Annotated in this window: 23 protein-coding genes, 2 tRNA genes and 1 riboswitch; of the genes, 9 read left to right on the top strand and 16 right to left on the bottom strand. The window is 50.2% G+C overall.

Annotated features, from left to right (window positions below):
- Genes BUB86_RS05790 through BUB86_RS05780 form a run of 3 tightly spaced genes read right to left on the bottom strand, consistent with a single transcriptional unit; the run spans position 1 to position 2,091 of the window.
- On the bottom strand, positions 1-672 hold the full coding sequence (locus BUB86_RS05790) for an RluA family pseudouridine synthase (RefSeq protein WP_073206852.1): 672 nt from the start codon (positions 670-672) through the stop codon (positions 1-3).
- Between the two features lie 34 nt (positions 673-706).
- The gene (gene fabG, locus BUB86_RS05785) at positions 707-1,444 is read right to left on the bottom strand and encodes a 3-oxoacyl-[acyl-carrier-protein] reductase (RefSeq protein ID WP_073206848.1); all 738 of its coding nucleotides are present in this window, start codon (positions 1,442-1,444) and stop codon (positions 707-709) included.
- A gap of 53 nt (positions 1,445-1,497) precedes the next feature.
- The gene (locus tag BUB86_RS05780; RefSeq protein WP_073206846.1) at positions 1,498-2,091 is read right to left on the bottom strand and encodes a TetR/AcrR family transcriptional regulator; all 594 of its coding nucleotides are present in this window, start codon (positions 2,089-2,091) and stop codon (positions 1,498-1,500) included.
- A 214-nt stretch (positions 2,092-2,305) separates the two neighbouring features.
- Here BUB86_RS05780 and BUB86_RS05775 point away from each other — a divergent pair.
- A tRNA-Met gene (locus BUB86_RS05775) sits at positions 2,306-2,378 on the top strand.
- A 116-nt stretch (positions 2,379-2,494) separates the two neighbouring features.
- Here the strand turns inward: BUB86_RS05775 and BUB86_RS05770 are convergent.
- Complete coding sequence (locus BUB86_RS05770) at positions 2,495-2,935, bottom strand: lytic transglycosylase domain-containing protein (RefSeq protein ID WP_073206843.1); 441 nt, start codon at positions 2,933-2,935, stop codon at positions 2,495-2,497.
- Between the two features lie 189 nt (positions 2,936-3,124).
- Complete coding sequence (locus BUB86_RS05765; RefSeq protein WP_073206840.1) at positions 3,125-5,728, bottom strand: endonuclease MutS2; 2,604 nt, start codon at positions 5,726-5,728, stop codon at positions 3,125-3,127.
- A gap of 141 nt (positions 5,729-5,869) precedes the next feature.
- Between BUB86_RS05765 and BUB86_RS05760 the strand changes: the two genes are divergently transcribed.
- A tRNA-Ser gene (locus tag BUB86_RS05760) sits at positions 5,870-5,954 on the top strand.
- Positions 5,955-6,025: 71 nt separating this feature from the next.
- Here the strand turns inward: BUB86_RS05760 and BUB86_RS17575 are convergent.
- A complete protein-coding gene (locus BUB86_RS17575) occupies positions 6,026-6,127 on the bottom strand; it encodes a smalltalk protein (RefSeq protein ID WP_175549421.1) in 102 nt (33 codons plus the stop codon).
- A gap of 39 nt (positions 6,128-6,166) precedes the next feature.
- Complete coding sequence (locus tag BUB86_RS05755) at positions 6,167-6,664, bottom strand: DNA-binding protein (protein ID WP_073206837.1); 498 nt, start codon at positions 6,662-6,664, stop codon at positions 6,167-6,169.
- A 490-nt stretch (positions 6,665-7,154) separates the two neighbouring features.
- Between BUB86_RS05755 and BUB86_RS05750 the strand changes: the two genes are divergently transcribed.
- From BUB86_RS05750 to BUB86_RS05720, 7 genes are all read left to right on the top strand, one after another.
- Positions 7,155-8,492 (top strand): HIRAN domain-containing protein, encoded by a 1,338-nt coding sequence (locus BUB86_RS05750; protein ID WP_073206835.1) that lies wholly within the window; start codon positions 7,155-7,157, stop codon positions 8,490-8,492.
- Between the two features lie 217 nt (positions 8,493-8,709).
- The gene (locus tag BUB86_RS05745) at positions 8,710-9,183 is read left to right on the top strand and encodes a hypothetical protein (protein ID WP_139261451.1); all 474 of its coding nucleotides are present in this window, start codon (positions 8,710-8,712) and stop codon (positions 9,181-9,183) included.
- Positions 9,177-11,381, top strand: coding sequence for a hypothetical protein (locus tag BUB86_RS05740; protein ID WP_254795104.1), 2,205 nt, complete (start codon positions 9,177-9,179; stop codon positions 11,379-11,381). The genes BUB86_RS05745 and BUB86_RS05740 overlap by 7 nt, the downstream gene beginning before the upstream one ends.
- A gap of 5 nt (positions 11,382-11,386) precedes the next feature.
- Positions 11,387-11,833, top strand: coding sequence for a DUF5675 family protein (locus BUB86_RS05735; protein WP_073207014.1), 447 nt, complete (start codon positions 11,387-11,389; stop codon positions 11,831-11,833).
- Positions 11,834-11,884: 51 nt separating this feature from the next.
- A complete protein-coding gene (locus BUB86_RS05730) occupies positions 11,885-12,559 on the top strand; it encodes a phosphatase PAP2 family protein (RefSeq protein WP_073206831.1) in 675 nt (224 codons plus the stop codon).
- The gene (gene eptA / locus BUB86_RS05725; protein WP_217653230.1) at positions 12,556-14,109 is read left to right on the top strand and encodes a phosphoethanolamine--lipid A transferase EptA; all 1,554 of its coding nucleotides are present in this window, start codon (positions 12,556-12,558) and stop codon (positions 14,107-14,109) included. The genes BUB86_RS05730 and eptA overlap by 4 nt, the downstream gene beginning before the upstream one ends.
- 77 nt (positions 14,110-14,186) lie before the next feature.
- Positions 14,187-16,256 (top strand): sensor histidine kinase, encoded by a 2,070-nt coding sequence (locus BUB86_RS05720; RefSeq protein ID WP_073206828.1) that lies wholly within the window; start codon positions 14,187-14,189, stop codon positions 16,254-16,256.
- A gap of 84 nt (positions 16,257-16,340) precedes the next feature.
- On the opposite strand, the gene BUB86_RS05715 is transcribed toward BUB86_RS05720, so the two are convergent.
- The 9 genes from BUB86_RS05715 to thiS all read right to left on the bottom strand — a co-directional run bounded on the left by BUB86_RS05715 (position 16,341) and on the right by thiS (position 23,658).
- The gene (locus tag BUB86_RS05715) at positions 16,341-16,865 is read right to left on the bottom strand and encodes an outer membrane beta-barrel protein (RefSeq protein ID WP_073207012.1); all 525 of its coding nucleotides are present in this window, start codon (positions 16,863-16,865) and stop codon (positions 16,341-16,343) included.
- Between the two features lie 178 nt (positions 16,866-17,043).
- Positions 17,044-17,784: a hydroxymethylpyrimidine/phosphomethylpyrimidine kinase gene (locus BUB86_RS05710; RefSeq protein ID WP_073206825.1), complete on the bottom strand. Its 741-nt coding sequence runs from the start codon at positions 17,782-17,784 to the stop codon at positions 17,044-17,046.
- Positions 17,775-18,311, bottom strand: a complete 537-nt coding sequence (locus BUB86_RS05705; RefSeq protein ID WP_073206822.1) for a thiamine phosphate synthase — start codon at positions 18,309-18,311, stop codon at positions 17,775-17,777. The genes BUB86_RS05710 and BUB86_RS05705 overlap by 10 nt, the downstream gene beginning before the upstream one ends.
- A gap of 116 nt (positions 18,312-18,427) precedes the next feature.
- On the bottom strand, positions 18,428-19,573 hold the full coding sequence (gene thiH / locus BUB86_RS05700) for a 2-iminoacetate synthase ThiH (protein ID WP_073206819.1): 1,146 nt from the start codon (positions 19,571-19,573) through the stop codon (positions 18,428-18,430).
- 3 nt (positions 19,574-19,576) lie between these two features.
- The gene (locus BUB86_RS05695; RefSeq protein ID WP_073206816.1) at positions 19,577-20,377 is read right to left on the bottom strand and encodes a HesA/MoeB/ThiF family protein; all 801 of its coding nucleotides are present in this window, start codon (positions 20,375-20,377) and stop codon (positions 19,577-19,579) included.
- 22 nt (positions 20,378-20,399) lie between these two features.
- Positions 20,400-21,986: a phosphomethylpyrimidine synthase ThiC gene (gene thiC / locus BUB86_RS05690; RefSeq protein ID WP_073206813.1), complete on the bottom strand. Its 1,587-nt coding sequence runs from the start codon at positions 21,984-21,986 to the stop codon at positions 20,400-20,402.
- Between the two features lie 82 nt (positions 21,987-22,068).
- A complete protein-coding gene (locus BUB86_RS05685) occupies positions 22,069-22,842 on the bottom strand; it encodes a thiazole synthase (RefSeq protein WP_073206810.1) in 774 nt (257 codons plus the stop codon).
- Complete coding sequence (locus BUB86_RS05680) at positions 22,835-23,455, bottom strand: thiamine phosphate synthase (RefSeq protein ID WP_073206807.1); 621 nt, start codon at positions 23,453-23,455, stop codon at positions 22,835-22,837. The genes BUB86_RS05685 and BUB86_RS05680 overlap by 8 nt, the downstream gene beginning before the upstream one ends.
- 5 nt (positions 23,456-23,460) lie before the next feature.
- On the bottom strand, positions 23,461-23,658 hold the full coding sequence (gene thiS / locus BUB86_RS05675) for a sulfur carrier protein ThiS (protein WP_073206804.1): 198 nt from the start codon (positions 23,656-23,658) through the stop codon (positions 23,461-23,463).
- Positions 23,645-23,748, bottom strand: a riboswitch (TPP riboswitch). Its footprint overlaps the gene before it by 14 nt.
- Positions 23,749-23,779 lie beyond the last annotated feature (31 nt).

The following is a 23,779-nucleotide window of genomic DNA, read 5'->3' as shown; positions in this document are numbered from 1 at the left end:
CTATCTGTTAGCCGCAGCCTGCCACAACGGGTCGTTAGGCAGTGGGGCTTCGACAATGATGGTTTCTTTCGATACCGGATGCACAAACTCTACTCTGCGCGACATCAACGAGATACTGCCGTCGGGATTGCTGCGGGGCGCGCCATACTTCAGGTCGCCCTTGATGGGACAGCCCATAGCGGCCAGCTGGCATCGTATCTGATGGTGACGTCCGGTCATCAGGTTTACTTCGAGCACGCTGTAGTTGTCGGTATGTCCAATCGTGCGATACTTCAAGATGGCTTTCTTGGCATTGGGCCGCTCTTTATCGTATGCGTAGCTTTTGTTTTGCTTCTCATTGCGCACCAGCCAGTTCTCAAGCGTACCTTCGGGTGCTTTGGGCCTATTTTTAACTATTGCCCAATAGGTTTTGTGCACTTGGCCCTCGGCAAACATTTTGTTGAGTCGGGTCAGTGCTTTCGATGTGCGGGCAAAGACTACGAGTCCGGAAACAGGACGGTCTAAACGGTGCACCACCCCTAGAAAAACGGCTCCCGGCTTGGCGTACTTTTCCTTGATATAGTCTTTCACTATATCAGAAAGGGGGCGATCGCCAGTTTTATCACCCTGTACGATCTCCCCACTCTGTTTGTTTACTATGATAATATGGTTGTCTTCGTAAACGACTTCCATAATGTTCAATGTTCAATAATCAATGTTCAATGAACTACATGTTCATACCACCATCTACCTGGATAACCTGTCCGCTTACGTAGCTAGACATGTCTGAAGCCAGGAAGGTAGCCACGTTAGCGATATCCTCAACCTGACCGCCACGGCGCAGAGGAATCTTATTGCACCACTCCTTGCGGATATCCTCGGGCAGAGCTGCAGTCATGGCAGTCTCGATGAATCCAGGAGCGATAGCGTTGGCACGGATACCCTTTGGTCCCATCTCCTGAGCGATACTCTTAGCCAGAGCAATGAGTCCAGCCTTTGAGGCAGCATAGTTAGCCTGACCGGCGTTACCGTGAACACCTACTACCGATGCCATGTTGATGATAGAACCGCCACGCTGACGCATCATAACGGGCACACAAGCATGGATAAAGTTGAAGGCCGACTTCAGGTTTACTGCGATTACGGCATCCCACTGCTGCTCGGTCATGCGCAGCATCAGGCCATCCTTAGTGATACCAGCATTGTTAACCAGAATATCGATTGAACCGAACTCCTCTTTCACAGCCTTTACAACCTCCTCGGTCTGAGCAAAATCGGCAGCGTTGCTGGCGTAGCTCTTAGCCTTTACACCGAGTGCTGCAATCTCCTGCTCAGTCTCCTCGCAGATGTTGAGGTCGGTGAATGCGATGTTACAGCCCTCTGAGGCATACTTCAGTGCGATAGCCTTTCCGATACCGCGTGCAGCACCTGTAATCAGCGCTGTCTTACCACTTAATAATCCCATAATTCTTAAATTCTTTATTTAAATTAATAACTGTCATTTGTCATCTGTCATATTTACCTGCGCTGCAGTTTTCCCAGCGCACCGTAAACCACCTTGGCCACCTGCGGCTTGGTATCCTCCTCTTTCATACCGTGGGCAATACGTCCATATATATAAGGTACTTCGAGGCCCTTGATACAGTAGTGGGTAATGTCGGCCACCAGATCTACATTATCTATGTCGAACTCGCCGACTTCCTTTCCTTCGGCATACACCTTGCGAAACAGCTCTATCTCGGCATCGTCAAAGTGGCGGCGCACTTTCTCTACCATCCAGATATTACGGAAGAACTCGGCGCGCAGATTACCATTACGAACCACGGTTTCGCGAATCATGCTCAGATGGGTGTAGATAAGCTCGATAATCTTATCCTGCGGACGGATTTTTCGGGCTGCCACCTCGTCTAGCTTATCGCTCAGTCGCTCAAGCTCGCTTTCGATAACGGCATAATAGATTTCCTCTTTAGATTTAAAATAGGTATATAGCGTACGGCGACCCTTACCCGACTGCAGGGCAATATCATTCATCGTCGTATTCTCCAGTCCATTCTTAGCGAATAACTGTCGGGCTACATCAACCAGTTTTTGTCTTGTTTTCGAAATCGACATGACTGTTTTCTTCTATTTTTAAAAATTGCACACATTAATATGATGTGCAAAAGTAAGGTATTTCTTTTAAATACACAAGAAAAACGGGCAAAAAAGTTACAAAAACAACAAATTTATAAAAAAATCGCCCAAATATTTGGTCAATTCAAAAAATGTTCGTACCTTTGCACCCGCAAAACAGGAAACGCCCTGATTTGCAGCGAAAATTTAACATCGCGGAGTGGAGCAGTTGGTAGCTCGCCAGGCTCATAACCTGGAGGTCGCACGTTCGAATCCTGCCTCCGCAACTAATGAAGAAAGCTCGACATTAAGTCGGGCTTTTTTCGTATGCGTTTGATCAAATACAAAAAAATATTCCGGTCGTCGGGGTTCGAACCCTCGACAACCGGATTAAAAGATCCTTCTACTTCATCTTGGCCAGTACCTTACGATAGTACCTGTTTGTGGCCTTGACACTGTACTTAACTCCTCCATTCCATGAACGTATAGCCTTCTCGACGTTGTTCTCTGGGTTAAAGTACTTTTGGATTAACAGGAACATCTCCTTCGATTTCTCTACACTGTAGCGATCGGCCATCGTGTAGCGCTTATTACTCTTCTGCTTCTCTAGAATATTGTTACATTCCTTTACAAGAATCGGAGTAATCTGCATCGCGCCTACTGAGTTTCCACTCACGGCATTGGGATTTCCTTCGCTCTCTACAAGAATAATTGCATCCATTACTGGATTCCAGTCGAAAGCTGATGTCGTAGCGCTCTTTAAACTATCTCCGCCTGCAGAAATCGTTATGCTCACCAGCAAAAGAGCCATCAGGACGACTGCCTTTTTAATAAATTGAATCATATCTCTATACTTTAAGCGGCCCCTTGCGGATACCGCGTTATCCTTTAGATCTCATCTTCATATTCAGTCGACTTCGCGTCGATTTCTGGGTGCAAAGTTACGAATTATTCCTATAGGTGGTTCAAATGTTAAGTTCTTTTAACTTTTATTGTGTACGCACACTGACTTACATCAATTATTTAACAAATTCTATTCTAAATCAACAACTGTTATACCTGAGCCACCAAACTGCACATGCTCATCGCGATAGTGGGTAACGTTTGGAATCGTGGCCAGATACTGGCGAATAAGCTGGCGCAGAATGCCCGTACCGGTACCATGCAGTATGCGTACGCGCGATACACCCACCAGTATGGCATCGTCTATAAAATAGGTAATGGCATTGATGGCCTCGTCGCCTCGCATGCCGCGCACGTCGATATCCTGCTTGAAGTTCAGCTTGCGGTTGTCTATCACATTGCGGGTGTCGCGCGATACCACGCCATACGATCCTGCTATGTTCTGGTTGCGCTCTTCGGCTTTGGTAGTCGATGTCTTGGGCTTTTCAGCATGCTCCAGGCGGTCGGCGCGCATTTTGGTTTTCATGCCGCCAAAGATAACTACGGCCATCTTACCGTCGATGCTATCAACCACGCCCACCGATGTTAAGCCCTTTATGCGCACGGTATCGCCTAGCTTTAAAGGAATACTAGCAGTACTAGTCATACTAGCCGGGCTAGTTTCTCCCTGGCCGAGTCGGCCAGGGGCACTAGCAGCTTTTTCGGCTTTTTCGGCCTTTCGCTTCTCGCGGCGCTCTTTGCGCTCCTGCAGCTGGCGTATCTTGCGGGCTATAGCCTCGTCGTTAGCTCGTGTATCTATCTCGGCCACCTCTTCCTTAAAGGCATCCAACTCCTCACGTATCTTGCGGGTGCGCTCTTTCTCGGCCTGCTGCTCACGTATCTCGCGTATGGCGTTTTCTATTCGCTTGTTGCTCTCGCGCAGCATCTCTTCGGCCTCCTCCTTAGCCTTGCGTAGTATCTCTTTGCGCTGGCGTTCTATCTCGGTCAGTTCGGCTTCCAGTCGTTCGCCGGTAGCCTCCAGCTTCTTCTCGTGCTGATGAATGGTCTGGCGCTTGCCCTCCCAGTATCGCTTATCACGCACGATATCCTGCAGATACTTATCGCTCTGAATATAGTCCTGACCTACGATGTCGCTGGCATCGCGTATCACCTCCTCGGGTATGCCCGTCTTGCGGGCTATCTCGATGGCAAAGCTAGAGCCTGGCTGCCCGATGGAGAGCTGGAACAGGGCCTGCATCTCGTGGCGGTCGTACAGCATGGCGCCGTTAACCACACCTTCGTGGTCCTCGGCAAAGTGCTTCAGATTCTGATAGTGGGTGGTAATCACACCAAAGGTTTTCTTCTTCCAGAACTGCTTGAGCATGGCCTCGGCTATAGCACCTCCGATGGTGGGCTCGGTACCGCTACCAAACTCGTCTATCAGCAGTAGCGAACGCTCATTGGCCGAGCGCATCATCTGCTTCATGTTCATCAGATGGCTCGAATAGGTAGAGAGGTCGTTCTCTATGCTCTGCTCGTCGCCGATATCAATCATGATGCTCTCGAAGAGACCTACGGTAGAGCGATCGCCTATGGGTATGGGCAGTCCGCATTGCAGCATGTACTGCAGCAGTCCCACAGTCTTCAGGCACACCGATTTACCGCCGGCATTCGGACCGCTGATAATAAGAAGCCTACCGGCTTTTTTCCTCACTCCTCCCTCCTCACTCCTCGAAAGCGTTATATCCAAAGGAACAACGCTTGCACCCTTCTTCTCGAGCGAGAGCTGCAGCAGGGGGTGGACGGCACGAATCCAATCGATTACGGACTCGGCCTTCACGGTGGGTTCAAAGGCGCTGGTAAGCTTGGCCCACTCGGCCTTGGCCTGAATCAGGTCTATCTGTGCCAGCAGTTGGTACGAATCGATTATCTCGCGCACGTACGGGCGTACCTCATCTGTAAATACGGTCAGTATGCGGATAACCTCGCGGCGCTCTTCGGCCTCCAGCTGGCGCACCTTGTTGTTGGCCTCTACCACCTCGGTAGGCTCTATAAACACGGTTTTACCAGTAGCACTCTCATCGTGCACTATACCGCTTATGCGGCGCTTCAGCTGCGGCTGTACGGGTATCACCAGTCGGCCGTCGCGCATAGCGGGTGCGGCATCTCTGTCCACCAGTCCGTCGCGCTGTGCAGCATGCAGTATAGTATATAATGTACGCGAGATGGAGCCCTGCGTTTTTTCCAAGTCGTGGCGGATTCCAGCCAGCGTCATCGAGGCCGAATCCTTGATTTTGCCGAATTTATCCAGTATCGAGTCGATGCGTCGCAGCATGGCAGGGAAGGTTACAACGCCGTCGGTCAGTCGATGCAGCGCCGGATAAGGATACTTCACATCGCCCTGAGCCGTCTCTTCAGCACCACGCTCCAGATAGCGCACAATATTCACAATGGTTTCCAGCGAGCGGCGCAGATCCCACACCTCATCCTCTTCCAGATGGGTGTTTTCCAGGCGTATGCGCGCTATGCTCTCGCGCACATCAAAGAAGTACTGTAGCGGAAAATCATCGTGCTCCTCCTGCAGTCGGCGGAACTCGCGTACCTGCGCCAGCCATTCGTTAACAACATCGGCATCGGTAGAGAAAGCCATTTCATCTACTTTCTCCTGCCCAAGAGTGCTCTGGCAACGTGCCTTTAAGAGCTTTCTAATCTCATCGAATCCGAGCTTGCGCTCAAAGTTATTTGGATAAATCACGCTGCAAAGGTACGATTTTTATATGAAAAAGGGGCAAAAATAGGCAAAAATGCGATTTTTTTATAAAAAGTTGGCCAAAAATTTGTTTGTTTCAAAAAATCTCCGTACCTTTGCACCCGCTTTCGAGACAATCAGAGCACTGGAGAGATGGTAGAGTGGTCGATTACAGTAGTCTTGAAAACTACCGTGCTGAGAGGCACCGGGGGTTCGAATCCCTCTCTCTCCGCTAAAAAAAATGGGAACCGATTTGGTTCCCTTTTTTTGTTTTCTACGAAGAGGGCTCTCACCCTTTTGTTTCTACAACCCCAAACATGAGGTGGTTCCGAGTGCAGTAACAATAGCAGTTGCTATAGCCGCAATCATCTGCACAATAAACTTAATGGTTTCTTTCTTGCTCATAGTTGTTTTGTTTTTAAATGGTTAATACTTTCCGATTACTTAATCCCCAGGATTTGGAGTGAGGCCGCCGGTTGGGCCGTCATCTTCGGGATCCTCGATGTCGCCACTATCGGTGCTGGTTACTCGCTTCACCTCCTTGCCATCGCGGTCGTAGCAGGCAATCTGGATGGCGGTATTGGCCAACTCATCCTTCAGCTCCGTGTTGGGGGTGAAGATGATACGACGACTCGAAATCAGACCGGCCTTCACCTCATCTACCTTCTCGACCGACTTGGCGCGCAGTCCGAATCGCATGGTGCCCAGACCTGGCAGCGCTACCGAGTGGCCCTCGGTGGCCCACGCCTTGATCACCTCGCCGGCTGCATCCCAGCAGGCCTGCATCACGCCTCGGCTCACACCGCTGCGGAGGGCTGCCTCCTTAATCACTTTCTCCTGCGAGAGCGCCGTATAGAGCTCGGGCATCATCACGTAACGATACGTGTCGGCATACTTGCCAATCTTAATCAACTGTTCTTTTGCTTTTACTTTCAGTGCCATAACTTTGTGTGTTTTTTAAAGGGTTAAACTTATGTTTTTTTACTGCCTAACTAGGGAGATTTTTTTCTTTAACTAGCGCGCTGTTTTCTCCTTTGTTTTTGACAATGCAAAGGTACAACATTTTTGGTGTGTTTCCAAATTCCGACCGCCGATTTGGACCGATTTTCAGCACAAATTCGTCGAATTCTGAAATGACAGATGACAGATGACAGATAATTGATAGTCAACCCCAAAAGTAAGATTAGTATTATATAATATATATATTATATATATACTAATACCTCTTCTTCTTTCAATTTTCATAAACTGTCATCTGTAAGAACTGTCATTGTCATCGCCGGGCAGAGATCTATAACTTTCTGATAATCACCTGATTGACATATGTTAACACTAGGAGGTCTGAAAAAAAGCACTTTTTTATGCTTGTTTTTAAGCAGAATTTACTAATTTTGCAAACCGAAATGAACCAAACCAAAGTGCTAACACAACAATGACAGAATTTGAAGTTACAGGGATAACTTACCAGATTGGGCGGGGATTGCCCAGAGAAGAGGCAAAGGCCGCCGCCAACAAATTTATCATGAGCCTAAAAGCCGGCACACCGCTGATATTGGTTGCCGAGCCAAACAATGCGCATGATGAAAATGCAATAGCCGTTTACATTAACTACACCCAGCACATAGGCTATATCAAGAGCACATCGTGTCTTGAAGTAAAACCTCTGCTCGATGAAGACGGGCAGTGCAACGCTCTAGTATCGGGCAACGATGGCAACATCACCATGTTTATAACCATACCCGATGTGCAAGACCCTCCTATTACCACCCGAACCCACAAGCGAGTGCTGCCTGCCAATCCGCTGCCCGAGGTGTTGTGCATGGACTATACCGAGCAGGAGAAGGCCCTGCAGGTGGTGGCTCCACGATTATCGAAGATGAAGCCCACCGTAGAGAACATCCCCACCCTGCTTACTATGGTACAAAGTTATATGCCGCTGGCAAGCTTATCATTATGTTATGAGGACTACTACTGGCGCGACCATATACTGAGAAACCTCAGGAGTGCATGCAAGCTGAACCTGGAGCCCGAACTGAAACAGAAACTGACAGAGATAAGAAACAAACTGTCGGATATTGAGGGCGATATGACCCGATCGGTCGACCACCCAAAATTCAAGCTGATGGAACGGCAGTTGGAACAGCTTCGCACGCTAGCCCAAAGCAACGACGGACTGATAGCAAAATTCGATAAGCACATAGCCACCAGCGGGAGCACGGTAAAAGAGGAGTTGAAGAAACTGACCGACTGGTTTAAATCCATGCCCCGACTGATGCTACGTGATTATCAGAACCACGAGAAACTGGCAGAATGCCTAGGCTACCAACACGTATCGCGCAAGGAGCTATATGAGGTCTATGCAGCCATCATCATTATAGAGATGTACACGCGCGTATCCGACGAAAGCACCGACGACTTTAACGACATACTAGAATACACAGGCAGGGTTAAGGGCATGCTGGCTGCCAGCTGGACTACCGAACGCTACGACGCCCTATGGGACGCCATACTCAGCATCCCTGCAGTGAAGTGGCAGGCCAAGAAAGTAGGTAAACAGCAAAACACCACATTCAATCGAAACCTGATAGCCAACATTCTGCACACCATGATAGATAAGCATGTGTTTGCCCCATCGGCCAGCAACCAAACCATCTGCGAGGCGCTAGAGGGTACTAAAGACCACTCGGTTAGATCGGCCCTAGGTACAGCTCTAAAAGACAAAGCGCTGAAAACCGACATAGAAAGACTGATAGAAGAAATGAATCGATAATAGTTTTTGTATTTACATAACTCACTGATTATCAGCAGTGAAAGAAGAAAGAAAGTTGGCGTAGCTTTCTTTCTTTTTTTCTCTACGCCACTCGCCGTACCTTTGCACTCGAAATCAGATAACAATAATGTTTAACCCTGAGTTGGAGTGAGGAGGATGTTCCCGGGTAAATGCGCAAAGATTCCAACCTTCTTCTCGCAAACACAACTCAAAAAAAATGAAGAAAGTTAACAACACTTACAAGGAGCAGATTTTGCACAACGTCCAGATGGACACACAGACCACATTTATGAACAACGGCGACATCAACATCTACCCATGCGTGTGGGAGCAGGATAACAAGCCCGTAACGGCCGATGGCAACAGTAGGATTCGCTATCGTGCAGGAGTAACAGTTGATGAAGATGGCAGAACCCACATGAAGCGTTACCGCGACGGACTGAACGGACCGAAGCATGAGACTCTCTTTGAGACAGCCCACGGAGCAGTGAAGGCAACCCGACCATATTACCGCAAAACCGCGTGCGGAGGGCATAAGGCTGGCGAGCGCATAATTAACAGGGAATATGTGTACGTAACCTTCAAGTTCCCCAAGAAGTACGGCCGAGCACTCATCATGTCGCTCTATCAGGAGGAGGCCGACCAGATCATGTCGTACCTTAAAACCAGAAAGGAGGAAACCATATGGTAGAAAACGAACATAGAAATTATTTTACATGCATAGGCAGGGGCCATGGCGCCCCATGCCTGCCTGCATCGCGAGAGTATTGGGAGATAATGCGCCGCGAGCCTTGGCTGGCCGACATGTGCTCGAGGATAGAGAAAGGCGATGACGAGCTAAAGCACCGCTTGCCGGTATGGACGCCCAGTTGCGCCGAGTTTAAGAACAACCATCGCGCTGCAGCCGATGCACTCAAACCTTTGAACCGCCTGATGATAGATTTTGACGAGAAAGGACACACCACCGAGATCTTTGAAAAGTTGAAAGATGCCGCTCAGCCCGATATCAGAGGCATGTGGGTGCTGCTGGTAGAGGAATCGGCCCGCCGAGGTACACACGTGCTGGTGGAGCTGCCCGCGGGTATGGATGCCGACACGGCTCAGCAAATCATGAAGGAGGTGACCGGATTTGAGCCCGACAAGCAGGTGAAGGGCATAGACCGATGTATCTACATGGTGCCAGAGGACCATACCAGGTTTGTATCAGAGCGGCTGTTTGAGGCATCGCCAACCAGTTTGGGTAAACAAGGTGGTTCGGATGCATTTGCATCAGGAGGGGAAAACAAGTACCCTCAGGAATTCAGCGGTATACCCTACTCCGAAATCATCGCTGAGTACTGGCGGCGTACGGGGGGCGAACCGCCCATCGGCAAGCGAAACACACGACTGCACCAGTTGGCCGTTAACCTGCGAGCTATCTGCGATGATAACGAGGAATGGCTGCTGCAGGTGATGCCCCGCTTTGAACTGAAGGAGCAGGAGATGCGCAGCATTATCCATTCGGCCTGTAAGGAGCCTACCAAGGGTTCGAAGCTGATGGATAAGATAGTGAGAGAGATACCCCTGTTGCCCCCCGAAGAGGGCGCTGGTGAAGCCGAAGACATATCACCCTCGGCCGACGACAAGGGGATGCCCCCGATGCCTCATAGGCTGCCTCCGATAGTCAAGTTGCTCACCTCGAAAACGCCCGACATCTACAAGCCGGCTGTGGCTCATGCCATCTTTCCCTCGCTGGGCGCACACCTGTGGAAGGTTAGGTTCAAATACATCGACAATGTGATGCACGAGGCCACGTTTATGAACGTGCTGATGGCCGGAACGGGTGCTGGTAAGGACTGCATATCGCAACCCATCAACCACATCATGGCCGACATCCGTAAGCGCGATGCCGAGAACCTGAAGCGCGAGGCCGAATGGAAGAAGGAGGTAAACTCGAAGGGCTCGAACAAGGACAAGCGCCAGCGCCCTGAAGGCCTTGTGATACAGGAGGTTGACCCCGACATGACCAACCCCGCCTTCGTGATGCGTATGGCCGAGGCCGACGAGCACTTCCTCTACACCAAGATGAACGAGATTGACCAGTTTGACGCCCTGCGCGGTTCGGCTCATGGCTCGCAGCAGTTTCAGATTATGTGTCTGGCTTTCGACCCCGACAACCGCTACGGACAGACACGTGTGGGCACGCAGAGCGTAACCGAGAAGGTGTGCATCCGATTCAACTGGAATGCCGCCACCACCATCCAGAAGGGGCAGCGCTACTTTCGCAACGTGCTGACCGATGGCCCTATCAGCCGCATCAACTTCTGCACCATACCAGAACGCGAAATAGGAGCCGACATGCCCGTGTATGGCACGTACGACTCTGAGTTCGACGAGGAGTTGCGCCCCTATATCGACCGCCTGTGCCGGGCTGCTGGTGTGGTAGACTGTCCGCAGGCATTCCGACTGGCCAAGAAGCTAAAGGATGAGTGTGCCGAGTTTGCCCGCCTCTCGCAATCGAGGGTCTACGAGAATCTGTCGTTCCGCGCCAACGTAATCGCCTACCTGAAGGCCTGCGTGCTCTACATCTGCAACGACTACAGATGGAGCAAGGAGATAGAAGAGTTTGTGCGCTGGAGCCTGCAGTACGACCTGCACTGCAAGATGACATTCTTTGGCGAGGCCATCGACAGCGTGAACCGAGGGGCAGAAGAGAAACAGCGTCGCGGACCGCGAAACCTGCTCAGTTTGCTGCCCGACGAGTTTACCACACACGATGCCGAACTGATACGCCAGGCCAACGGTATGGACACTCGCGGCACCCGAAACATGCTGTCGCAGTGGGTTCACCGAGGTTACATCTTACAGATGACAGATGACAGTTTTAAGAAATTAAACATTAAACATTAAACATGATGGAATTGATACTAGAACGCATAGCAAAGCGCAAGACCTACACCATAGGCCACCTTTACATCCGCCGCGAGGTGATGGATGAATACCGCCCAGGCACAGCCGACGAATACTTCTGCGACACACTGGAGCCCACATGGCGCGATTACGAGCACGGAGCGTATAAAATCAAGGGCCACTCGGCCATACCCGAAGGCCGATATGCCGTGGTCATATCGTGGAGCCCTAAAATCAAGCAGTGGCTGCCCATTCTGCTGGGTGTGCCCAAGTTTGAGGGCATACGCATCCATGCGGGCAACACGGCCGAAGACACCGAGGGATGCATACTGGTGGGCAGGAATCGCGAAGTGGGTAAAGTACTCGACAGCCGCATCTGGCTGCACCGGCTGAAGCAGAAGATAGTAGAAGCCAAAGACCGAGGCGAGCCCGTGTGGATCACCATCAAGTGAAAATAGTATAATAAATTTGGTATTTTAAGCACTTATTCGTACCTTTGCAGCATGAAACAGGTTATAAAGACACTTTCGGTGTACGGCGTGGCCTATTTTGTGCTGCTTTCGGTGGTGCTGGTACTGCTCTGCATGTATCCCAAACCCGAGCTGCACATGATGCTGAACGCCCACCACACCGGTTTTCAGGATGTATTCTTTAAGTACTACTCTGTGCTGGCCGAGTGGCCGCTATATGTGCTGATGCTGCTGATACCACTGCTGCTGAAGAAGCGCGAGCTGATACTATACTTTGCGATGAGCGAACTGGCTAGCGGAGCGGCGGTGCAGATACTGAAGCACGCGTTTCACGCAGCGCGACCCATCGTGCTGTTCGAGAGCTACCCCGACATGCTGCTGCCGCTGGTTCAAGGCGTAGAGATGCGCCACAGCAACTCGTTCCCCTCGGGCCACACCTCTACCTTCTTCGTATTCTTTACCTGCTGCGCCATCCTGCTGGCCTACCACTATCTGCATGCAGCCCGCCAGCGTAATGCCCGCACGTTTGTAGCATTCAGCTTAGGCTCGCTGGTACTGCTGGCCATGGCCGCACTGGGAGGCTACTCGCGCATCTATCTGTCGCAGCACTTCCTGTCGGATGTCTGCGTGGGCAGCATCATCGGCTTTACCATGCCCTGGGTGGTATTCTACTATAGTAGAGAAAAAATAATGAAACTCAGAAAATGAAGAATCAAGGCATCAAGAATCTGATAAAAAAGCCTATCTCGCTTCTGGCCTTCTCGGCCATTGTGAGTCTGGCCACCATGTTGCTTTACAACATACCTTTCTTTAACTACGTGGCCCACAATACCAATGCGGGCCCCATGGGCCGCATGTTCCTCATGGCCTCGCTGGTAGTAATCATGCTGCTGGTAAACTTCCTGATCACTTATCTCATCATGTATCTCATGAGGATGGCGGGGCGCATTCTGCTGGCCATCATGGCCATTATCAATGCCACATCGCTCTACTTCATACTGACCTACAGCGTGATAATCGATGAGGTAACCATCGGCAACGTGTTCAACACGCGATACTCCGAGGCCTCGGCATTCTTCAACTGGCAGCTGTGGGCCTTCATCGCGGCCTTTGGCGTGCTGCCTGCCCTGTTCTGCCTGCTGCAGCCAGTGGTGCGAGGCAAGGCCAAGAAAATGGGTAAGTACTGCGGAACATCGCTGGGCATCGTGCTGCTGGTGGCTCTAGCTAACATCAACCAGACGCTATGGATAGGCGAACACGATACCGAGCTGGGCGGCTATCTGCAGCCATGGTCGTACGTGGTTAACAGCATACGCGTGGTGAGCATCAACATGGCCAAGCAGGCCGAAGAAATAAAACTGCCCGACGGCAAAATTACCGACAACCAGAAGACCGTGGTGGTGCTGGTTATAGGCGAGTCGGCACGCAAAGCCAACTTCCAGCTGTACGGCTATCAGCGACCCACCAACCCGCTGCTATCCAAACAACAGGGGCTGAAGGTGCTGCAGGCCGAATCGTGCGGCACATTTACCACTGCCGGCGTGAAAGCCATACTCGAACCCAAAAACTCGGGCGACCTGTATGAGCCCCTACCCAACTACGCCTTCCGTACAGGCGCCGACGTGGTATGGCGCTCGTTTAACTGGGGCGAACCACCCATACACATCGACGAGTACGTAACCGATAAGGATCTGGCCAAACAGTATCCCGAAGCTAACAGAGACTACGACGAGCTGCTGCTGGCCGGACTGCGCGAGCGTATAGAGCAGAGCACCAAAAACAAGGTGCTGATAGTGCTGCACACCAGCACCAGCCATGGGCCCACCTACGCGCTGAAGTATCCTAAGAAGTTTGAGGTGTTTAAGCCCGTGGCCCACAACGTAGAAGAAGGTGAGAAAAACGTAGACCGACTGGTGAATGCCTACGACAACTCTATCGTTTACACCGACTTTCTGCTAGACAACATCATCAACACCCTGCGCCCCATGACCCACTGGAACAGGGCTATGATATTTGTATCAGACCACGGCGAATCGCTGGGCGAGAACAACATTTTTATGCACGGACTGCCCATGAAGCTGGCCCCGAAAGTGCAGTACGAGATACCCTTGCTGGTATGGACATCCGACGGATTCAGAGAGTATAAGACCGATCTGCCACAGGTCATCGACCAGCATTACATCTTCCACTCTGTGCTCAATCTGCTGTCAATCCAATCGCCGGCTTACAATCAGGAATTAGACATCTTCAAAAAATAAATAGGAGTTTTTTTGATTTAAAACTCCTATTTTCTCATTAATATTTCGTATCTTTGCACCCGAATTCAAACTTGATAATGACAGGACTTAGAAATACACAAATACTGATAGCTTTGCTGGCAATGTTAGCTATTGCTGGCTGCAAGAAGCATGAACACTCTGAATCGGCTGGTATCTACGAATATTACGAGACCGACGGATTCAACCGTGCCGACTCAATCATCGATAAAATCAGCGATACACGCGAATACGACTATATGCTGTTTGCTATCGACAGTCTGAACAATATTGGCGAACTCTCGAAGACCAAATACCTGTTCTATCGCACCATCACGCTTAATCTGATTAATCAGCAGCTCCAATCGCTCAAGCTGTACTACCAGCTGGATACGCTCGACCTGAAGCAGATTAAGACGCAAACCGACATAGAATCGTATGTGTACACCTACAACAACTACGTCAGGATGCTGAGCGAGATGCGCCGCTTTGACCGTGCACTGCGCGAGGCCAACAAAGCCGACAAGCGACTGAAATCAATAGGCTACACCACCTTTACCGAGCACCACGACATCGCTCAGATTATAGGCGAGTGCCAGCTGTATATGGGAGAGGAAGATTCGGCTGCCATCAGCTTCCAGAAGTCGCTGGCAGGCATATACAAGCGCCTGGAGCACCACAACGGTCCGCTGGATCTGCGTGAGTGCCAGAAAACCATGAACGCCATAGCAAAGGCTTACATACACAAAGAAATGTTTGATAAAGTGGAGAGCTGGATAACCATACAAGACACACTTTACAACATGGCTGCCAGAGACTCAAGGCGCGACTCGGTATATCTTGACGAGATGAGCGCCGAGATAAACTACAGCAAAGCCCTGCTGGCCATTAAGCAAGGCAAGAAAAAGGAGGCCGAACAGGCCTACGAACTATACAAGCAGACCAACACCGCCAAGCTGCTGTACAACGTGGTGAACAACAACGAATACCTGATGTTTGCAGGGCGCTATGCCGAGGCTGCACGCAACTTTGAGCGCCTCGACGAATTCCTGCTGGGAAACGGATACAAGTGCGATCTGGAAAACATAGGCCGATACATGATACCGAAGTATCGCGCTAACATGCTGGCAGGGCGCCGCGATTCGGCCATACACGTAGCCAATGTAGTAGCCGAAAACTACAACCGCGCGCTAACCGACCAGAAGAAAAACGATGCCGACCTGCTGACCATGGTTTACGATACAGAAGGCAAAGAGCGCCAGATAGCCGAGAAAGAGGCTGAGATATCAAAGCAGCGACTGGTAGCCGTGGTAATAGGACTGATAGTACTCACACTCTTCTTCCACATCTATGGCATGATGCGCCGCCGAGCCTACCGAAAGCTCGACGCTACCAACAAGCAGCTGAAGCTGGCCAACGAGCGTGCCGAAGAATCGAGCCGCATCAAGTCGAAGTTTATCAAGCAGATATCGCACGAGGTGCGCACACCGCTCAACGTGCTGTCGGGATTCAGTCAGGTACTGGCCTACACCGACATCGAGATAGATAAAGAAGAACTGAAGAGCATCAGAAAAAAGATAGTAGAAAACACCGAGCGTATTACGCAGCTGGTTGATAAAATGCTGGATTTGAGCATGGTTAACAGCGAAGCCGACATAGAATGCCACGACAAGATGACCCCACTAGATATGGCATACAAGGCCATAGAGCAGAGCGGCATTAACCATGCATCGCATCTGGTACTTGAACTGCAGCATGAGCCAGAGGCTCAGACCACAAAGATACTGACTAACCAGAAGGCGGCAGTAAAAACACTGGCTTTGCTGCTTGATAACGCCAAGAAGTTTACCCACCCGCTGGCATATAAAGGCAGCATTGTGCCAGAAGGAAAGGCTCGCGTAACCATGACGATAGCTATCGGCCACAAGCAAATGAGGTTTACCATTGAAGATACCGGCATAGGCATACCGGCAGAACAAGCCGAGAATATATTCACAGAGTTTGTACAGATTGATGAATATACCGATGGTGCCGGACTAGGCCTGTCGATAGCACGATCGCTGGCTCGCCATATGGGTGGCGACGTACAGCTGGACACCAGCTATACCGATGGCGCACGCTTTGTGGTAACACTGCCACTACGCAAATAACCAGACGAAAAAAAGAGAGACGGACAACTTAAAAAGTGCCCGCCTCTACTGTCAAAAATTAATGGACTGATAGTTTAGTATGTCTTAGAAGTTCAGATACAAACCAAAGCTCAGTTTGTTGTCCAAGTCGAGCTCAAATGAATTAGTGCTCTTGTCGGCACCCTTAACCTTTCTAGTCTCGTAGCCCAGGAAACCGAAGTGAGCAACAAAGCTCAGCTTGTCGTTAAGGTTTACAGCAACACCTGGCTCAATACCTACGTTAAAAGAATTGACCTTAGCACCAGCTAAGTCAGTGTGAGTGTAGCCTACACCACCATCCAGGAATACATTAACCTTGTCGAGCTTAGCAACAGTGTAACGTACATAAGGAGCAACTGTGAAGTTCTTTAACTTAGCATCGCCCTTACCACTCTGACCATAACCGATTGTAGTACCGATAGCCCAGCTGTCGTTGAGGTTATAACCTACTTCAGGCATGATGCTCCATGTTGTTGTGCTCTCACCATCGTAAGAAGTGGTTTTAAAACCGAGGCTACCACCAATGTAACCCTGAGCGTTCATAGCAGTTGCAATGAAAGCAGCTACAATAGTCATCAAAATCTTTTTCATGTTCATTTCTATTTTAAATGTTAAACTTTCAGCATTTAATCCTTTCAGATTGCCTGCCCTTAACTAATTGCGGTGCAAAGGTATGAATAAAAACCGAAATCGAAAGAAAAGTTTTCCTATATTTACAAATGTTAACCATTTTATTGATTAAAATCATTATTTCGGCACAATTCAGCCATTAATCGAATAAAAGAGGTCCGTTTCCGTGACCAATATTAACATTTACGGAACGCTGAATAGCTGCAGAAACAAACTGTTTGGCCCGACTAACCGCCTCCTTCAGACTGCATCCAAGGGCAAACTGCGCTGCAATAGCCGATGAGAGCGCACACCCGGTGCCATGCAGATTACGGCTGGTAATACGCGGTGTAGAGAAAGCAGCCTTGCTACCATCGGGCAGATACAACACATCGGTCATCTCGTAGCCCTCAGCATGCCCGCCCTTCAGCAGATAGGCATACGGGCTAAGGCTATCGCCCAGACGTTCGGCCTCAGGCAGATTAGGCGTAATCAGCGTGCAGAGCGGAAACAGGTGTAGCGCAATATACTCGATGGCCTCAGGATCCATCAGCAGGAAACCACTGGTAGACACCATGACTGGGTCGTAAACCACGGCAGCCTGATGCGACTGCAGGTAACCGTCTAACATTTGCACTACAGCCTCGGCCACCGATTGATCGGGCAGCATACCAATCTTAATGGCGCGTGGCTCTAAATCGGTGAGTACCGCACTGAGCTGCGAAGCTACAACAGCAGGCGGAACCGTCATGGCCGACTGAACACCCAGCGTATTCTGCGAGGTAATAGACGTGATAACAGTGGCACCATAACAACCATGTGCCACAATGGTTTTAAGATCTTGCTGGATACCGGCACCTGCCGACGAATCGCTACCAGCTATGGTTAATACTACTTCCATGCGTCACCAAGTATCATGGCTCCTCCGAAACCCATTTCTAAAACATCATTTACTTTCTCGAAAGTTACGCCGCCCAGTGCCATCACGCACTTATCAATCAGTCCCTGCCGCCTAGCCTCAGCTATCTGCCCGGCACTAAAAGCTGACTGGTAGCCAGGCTTAGAGATACTATCGAAAATGGGGCTCAAACTCATGTAAGCGTAAGGCTGCTGGCGGCATTCAGCCAGTTCACTAAGCGAGTGGCACGATATGCTGACAGCACTCTTAAAGCCCTCGGGCGGCTGCGGATTTCGAGAGTTAAGATGAACCCCACGCAACCGATACTTAACCGCCAACTGATGATGGTCGTGCAGCACCAACCGATCGTAAACATCAGGCGGCAGCTGCTGTATGAGCTGCTCAACCTGATGCATACTGGCTTTAGGTTTACGAATATGTATGATATCAGCAGCACCGCTAGTCAGCAGCCAGCTGATACGCTTAGCTTCACCATCAAAGAATTCGGGCTTAGTTATTACTATAATCATTTGTCCCTTTATTCCCTTTAACTTCCCTTTAACTTCCCTTTAACTTCCTTTTCCATTCCCTTTAACTTCCTTTTAACTTCCCTTTAACTTCCTTTTAACTTCCCTTTAACTTCCCTTTAACTTCCCTTCCATTCCCTTCCATTCACAAAATCAAAACTCGCATCCCAATCCTTCCAAACCGGCTCGCGGCCCAGCTCTTTCAATCGGGTGTTGATAACCTTGGCCGTACGTTCATCACTCACAGTAAACTGCTCGAGCGCCTGCGGATAAGTATGGTAGCCACCAGGATTAACATGGCTCTCGGCCGACATGGTGGTAACACCCAGCGTACACATATTATCGCGTATGTACGCGGGCTCGCGCGTAGAATAAGATATGTCTACATCGTGGTCGAAGATTCGCATGGCAAACGTGGCCTGAGCTAACTCGCGGTCGGTCATGAAGCAGTTAGGTTGGAAACCTTCGTTCTGAGCGGGGCGCATACGGGGAAAGTTAATGGAGTACTTGGTACGCCAGTAGTGCTTCTGCAGATAGCGCAAGTGGTGAGCCATCATGGTTACATCGGTGCGCCACTCCTTTTCCAGTCCTATCAGCACACCCATACCAATGGAGTGAACACCCGCCTGCCCCATACGGTCGAATCCATCGCAGCGCCACTCAAAGCGGCTCTTCATGCCTCGGGGATGATACAGCTGGTAGTGCTCGCGGTTATAGGTTTCCTGAAAGCATATCACGCCGTTCAGGCCGTGGTGAGTCAACTCGCGATACTCCTCCATTTTGAGCGGCATCACCTCTATTTTGATGTTCGAGAAGTAGCGCTTAGCTATATCGATGGCCTTGGCCAGATAAGGCACGCCGGCCTTAGCCGGATTCTCGCCCGTTACCAGCAGGATATTCTCAAACGGCGCCAGCTTTTTAATAGCACGGTATTCGTCCTCAATCTGCTCGGGAGTAAGTATGGTGCGTGCCATCGGGTTCTCGCGGTGGAAGCCGCAATACACGCACGAGTTACTGCACGAGTTGGTGATGTAGAGCGGAATAAACATCGACATGGTGCGGCCAAAACGCTCCTCGGTATATCGGCGTGATAAGCGGGCCATCTGCTCCAAGTAAGGCTCAGCAGCAGGCGACAGCAGCGCCATAAAGTCGTTGACATCGCAACGCGATTTGCTGAGTGCTCGGCGCACATCAGCATCTGTCATCGAGGCAATACGATCGGTTGTCTCGTCCCAACTGATATTTTTTAGTTCGTCTGAAAACATTTTCTATTTTGATTTACAGGGTTGAAATGCATATTCCTTTAGTTCGTGAATGGTAGGGTTGCTACCACAAAGCTCACAATCGTTACGATGCGGGAAATCAAAACGATTCCACTGCATCGAGAGGGCATCGAAAGTGAGCAGAGCATTAGTTAACGGCTGCCCCACACCAGCAATACATTTGATACACTCAGTGGCCTGAACGGTGCCCAGCATACCGGCAATAGAACCCAGCACACCCACCATCGCACAGGTTTCTACATCCTGCTTAGCAGGGGGCTCAGGAAACAGGCAGCGGTAGCAGGCCGAGCCAGGAACGTGCGTCATCAGCTGTCCGCTATAGCGGTTGATACCACCCATAGAGAAAGGCTTATTGAGCATTACGCAGGCATCGTTAACCAGATACTTCGTGGCAAAGTTATCAGTGCCGTCGATAACAAAATCGTACGGACGAATCAGCTCCAAGGCATTGGCCTCGCTCAGATAGCACTCGTAGGTTTCTACCTGCACATCGGGGTTCAGCATGCTGATGCGTTGCTTAGCCACTTCTACCTTTGGTCTGCCCACATCGGATGTAGCGTGCAGCACTTGGCGCTGCAAGTTGGTTAGGCTCACGCTGTCTCCATCTACAATACCAATGGTGCCTACACCTGCAGCCGCCAGATACAAGGCTACAGGCGAGCCCAAGCCACCAGCACCCACAAGCAGTACCTTTGACTGCAACAGCCTCGTCTGAGCCTCAACACCAAAGCCATCCAGCACCAGGTGCCGATTATATCGCTGCCGTTGTTCGCGCGTAAGTTCCATCAATTTTTATTTTTACATTTTCTCATTTTTTAATTCTCCTAAGGTCGTGCGACAGCTTGGCCGCACAGAAGTTGGGCCCGCACATGGTGCAGTACTCGCCATCAGTATGTCCAGCCTCCTCGAAATACTGCAGTGCCCTCTCAGGGTCGAGCGACAGATGAAACTGATCGCGCCAACGGAACTCGAAACGAGCCTTCGACAGGGCGTTATCGCGGATGGTAGCACCAGGATGGCCTTTAGCCAGATCGGCCGCATGTGCAGCTATCTTATAGGCAATGATTCCTGCGCGTACATCTTCTTTATTAGGCAGTGCCAAATGCTCCTTAGGGGTAACGTAGCACAGCATGGCCGTGCCTAGCCAGGCTATCTGAGCACCTCCAATAGCGCTGGTAATATGGTCGTAGCCAGGAGCAATATCGGTAACAATCGGGCCAAGCGTATAGAACGGAGCCTCATGGCATTTATCAAGCTGACGCTCCATATTCTCCTGGATTTTGTGCATGGGTACATGACCAGGCCCCTCAATGAAGGCCTGCACACCTTTATCCCAAGCCCTCAACACCAGCTCTCCCATCGTGTCGAGCTCGGCAAACTGAGCTGCATCGTTAGCATCGGCTGTACAACCAGGGCGCAAACCATCGCCAAGACTCAATGCTACATCATACCGGGCCACAATATCGCAGATATCATCGAAATGGTCGTAAAGGAAACTCTCTTGGTCGTGAATCAGGCACCACTTGCTCATAATGCTACCACCGCGACTCACAATGCCACACAGACGGCTATCGGCCAGGTGCACATTATGTCGACGGATGCCGGCATGGATGGTGAAGTAGTCTACACCCTGCTCGCACTGTTCTATCAGCGTGTCGCGATACACCTCCCACGAGAGGTCTTCAACCTTGCCATCCACCTTTTCAAGTGCCTGATAAATAGGAACGGTACCCACAGGAACAGGACTGTTTCGCAGAATCCACTCGCGGGTTTCGTGAATGTTGTTTCCTGTTGAGAGATCCATCACGGTATCACCACCCCACTTACACGACCATACCGACTTTTCTACCTCCTCATCGATGCTCGATGTGGTGGCCGAGTTGCCAATATTGGTATTTATTTTAACAGCAAAGTTCCTACCGATAACCATTGGTTCGCTCTCAGGATGATGAATGTTAGCAGGGATAACGGCACGTCCACGCGCCACCTCCTGACGCACAAACTCGGGGGTGATATGACTCTTGATGCCAAGGCTCTCGCAATTCATGTTCTCACGAATGGCCACATACTCCATCTCGGGAGTTATGATGCCGGCCTTGGCGCATGCTATCTGAGTTACAGGCTGACCTGCCTTAGCTCTGTCGGCTATCCACTGTTGGCGCATGGGGGGCAGACCTTTCTTTAAATCCACCTCATAATCGGGGTCGGTATAAGGACCGCTGGTATCGTAAATATAAACCGGAGCATTGGGCGACATGTGCGGAATACCGTTTTCATCGCGGGTTACGGTTGGCGTAAGGTTTACTTTTATCATGCCAACGCGAACATCGGGATACAGTTTGCCCTGCATATATGCTTTCTCGCGCTGGGCGTATGCTTTGTGATCATTTATCATATTTTTATATTTTGAAGTTAAAGGGAATTGAAAGGAAGTGAAAGGGACAAATGACTTCCGTTAACTTCCTTTCCATTCCTTACTAAACGTTTAAGAATGCGGTTAGTGGACTTGAGGCTTCGGCGCTATCGGCAATAGCACCAAGACCTGCTTCAAAAGCCTGTCGACCGGCTATCACGGCCTGACGGAAGGCATCAGCCATAGCCACTGGATCACCAGCTACAGCAATAGCCGTATTCACCAGACAGCAATCTGCCCCCATCTCCATAGCTTCAGCAGCATGACTTGGAGCACCAATACCCGCATCAACTACTACTGGTACGGTGGCCTGGTCGATAATTATCTGCAGGAAGTCCTTCATGCGTAGGCCTTTGTTAGTACCGATGGGAGCAGCCAACGGCATAACCGTAGCTGCACCAGCCTCCTCAAGATGTTTACACAATGTTGGATCGGCCTGGCAATATGGTAACACTACAAAACCTAGTTTTACAAGCTGTTCGGTGGCTTTCAGCGTCTCTACCGAATCGGGCAACAGATAACGTGGATCAGGGTGAATCTCCAACTTCAGCCAGTTGGTACCAAAGGCTTCTCGCGCCATCTGGGCAGCAAACACAGCCTCCTCGGCATTACGTACGCCCGAAGTGTTGGGCAGCAATTGGATGTTGGGGTTCTGGGTGATGTGGGTAAGCAGGTCGTCGTTCTCATCATCGAGTTCAACACGCTTCATCGCAACGGTAACCATTTCTGTTCCTGAAACATCGATAGCACGAGCCATCAGTTCGTTGTTATTGAACTTACCCGTGCCTAAAAACAGGCGGGAGTTAAACTCTCGTCCCGCAATAACTAATTTACTCATGATTGACTATTTTTAAGATATTCTTCATTTTCTGTACAGGGTCGTCAGCACGCAACACGGTACCGCTCAGGGCAATACCGGTGATGCCGGTGGCTAATATATCAGGGATGTCATCCTCGGTAATGCCTCCGATAGCCACAATGGGGATGTTGATGTTAGCTGCCCGCATCCTACTAACAATGCCACGATAGCCTTCAAGTCCCAGAACAGGAGCCAGTTTCTGTTTGGTGGTAGTAAAACGGAACGGACCGCAGCCGATGTAATCGGCCGATGACTCAAAATGCAACTTAACATCTTCGAACGTATTGGCCGTTCCCCCGATAATAAAATCCGGACCTAAGATACTGCGCGCCTCACGTATCGGCATATCATTTTTACCCAGATGCACACCATCGGCATAAAGCTCGCGAACAAGCTCTACACGATCATCAATGATGAACTTGGCACCTGCATCACGACACAACCGCTGAGCTGCCTGAGCTAGCGGGAGCACTTCATCGTCAGTAGCATCTTTTACACGCAGCTGAATCCATCGGCATCCACCTTCAAGTGCCAGGCGGATGGAATCCAGATAGCTATGACGATCGGAATAATGTGAAATGAACTGCAACATACACCCTACCCCCCGCAAGCTGCTTTGATAATAGTGATACATACGCCCTCTTGGAGAATGGTATCGCCCCAAGAACTACGTGGTTTCAACTGATTATCGATGGCTATTGCCACACCTTTCTGTGGCAATTGCAGTTCGGAGGCAAGCTCGTGCAAATTTGCGGCTTGCGTCTGGTGTTGTTTGTTGTTGATTGTTACTTTCATATTTCTTTCCTCCGGCGGCATTACCCGCATCAGGTTCTATGGGTATTCTCTCAGCTTCGGCACAACGCCTCAGCACCCCGAATATTAATTTTTACGGCGGCAAAGGTAATGCAATTCTAGC

This window comes from Xylanibacter ruminicola (assembly GCF_900142525.1).
Lineage (GTDB): Bacteria > Bacteroidota > Bacteroidia > Bacteroidales > Bacteroidaceae > Prevotella > Prevotella ruminicola_A.
Note: the sequence above shows the minus strand (reverse complement) of the source record. Positions and strands in the feature narration are given on the sequence as shown.

Excerpts from the sequence above, each read along its gene's own strand:
- BUB86_RS05770 (WP_073206843.1), bottom strand. The coding sequence starts at position 2,935 with ATGATTCAATTTATTAAAAAGGCAGTCGTCCTGATGGCTCTTTTGCTG.
- BUB86_RS05715 (WP_073207012.1), bottom strand. The coding sequence starts at position 16,865 with ATGAAAAAGATTTTGATGACTATTGTAGCTGCTTTCATTGCAACTGCT.
- BUB86_RS05755 (WP_073206837.1), bottom strand. The coding sequence starts at position 6,664 with ATGGCACTGAAAGTAAAAGCAAAAGAACAGTTGATTAAGATTGGCAAG.
- BUB86_RS05695 (WP_073206816.1), bottom strand. The coding sequence starts at position 20,377 with ATGGAACTTACGCGCGAACAACGGCAGCGATATAATCGGCACCTGGTG.
- BUB86_RS05730 (WP_073206831.1), top strand. The coding sequence starts at position 11,885 with ATGAAACAGGTTATAAAGACACTTTCGGTGTACGGCGTGGCCTATTTT.
- BUB86_RS05750 (WP_073206835.1), top strand. The coding sequence starts at position 7,155 with ATGACAGAATTTGAAGTTACAGGGATAACTTACCAGATTGGGCGGGGA.
- thiH (WP_073206819.1), bottom strand. The coding sequence starts at position 19,573 with ATGTTTTCAGACGAACTAAAAAATATCAGTTGGGACGAGACAACCGAT.
- thiC (WP_073206813.1), bottom strand. The coding sequence starts at position 21,986 with ATGATAAATGATCACAAAGCATACGCCCAGCGCGAGAAAGCATATATG.
- BUB86_RS05680 (WP_073206807.1), bottom strand. The coding sequence starts at position 23,455 with ATGTTGCAGTTCATTTCACATTATTCCGATCGTCATAGCTATCTGGAT.
- BUB86_RS05740 (WP_254795104.1), top strand. The coding sequence starts at position 9,177 with ATGGTAGAAAACGAACATAGAAATTATTTTACATGCATAGGCAGGGGC.
- BUB86_RS05710 (WP_073206825.1), bottom strand. The coding sequence starts at position 17,784 with ATGGAAGTAGTATTAACCATAGCTGGTAGCGATTCGTCGGCAGGTGCC.
- BUB86_RS17575 (WP_175549421.1), bottom strand. The coding sequence starts at position 6,127 with ATGAGCAAGAAAGAAACCATTAAGTTTATTGTGCAGATGATTGCGGCT.
- BUB86_RS05745 (WP_139261451.1), top strand. The coding sequence starts at position 8,710 with ATGAAGAAAGTTAACAACACTTACAAGGAGCAGATTTTGCACAACGTC.
- thiS (WP_073206804.1), bottom strand. The coding sequence starts at position 23,658 with ATGAAAGTAACAATCAACAACAAACAACACCAGACGCAAGCCGCAAAT.
- BUB86_RS05790 (WP_073206852.1), bottom strand. The coding sequence starts at position 672 with ATGGAAGTCGTTTACGAAGACAACCATATTATCATAGTAAACAAACAG.
- BUB86_RS05720 (WP_073206828.1), top strand. The coding sequence starts at position 14,187 with ATGACAGGACTTAGAAATACACAAATACTGATAGCTTTGCTGGCAATG.
- BUB86_RS05735 (WP_073207014.1), top strand. The coding sequence starts at position 11,387 with ATGGAATTGATACTAGAACGCATAGCAAAGCGCAAGACCTACACCATA.
- BUB86_RS05705 (WP_073206822.1), bottom strand. The coding sequence starts at position 18,311 with ATGATTATAGTAATAACTAAGCCCGAATTCTTTGATGGTGAAGCTAAG.
- BUB86_RS05780 (WP_073206846.1), bottom strand. The coding sequence starts at position 2,091 with ATGTCGATTTCGAAAACAAGACAAAAACTGGTTGATGTAGCCCGACAG.
- BUB86_RS05685 (WP_073206810.1), bottom strand. The coding sequence starts at position 22,842 with ATGAGTAAATTAGTTATTGCGGGACGAGAGTTTAACTCCCGCCTGTTT.
- eptA (WP_217653230.1), top strand. The coding sequence starts at position 12,556 with ATGAAGAATCAAGGCATCAAGAATCTGATAAAAAAGCCTATCTCGCTT.
- fabG (WP_073206848.1), bottom strand. The coding sequence starts at position 1,444 with ATGGGATTATTAAGTGGTAAGACAGCGCTGATTACAGGTGCTGCACGC.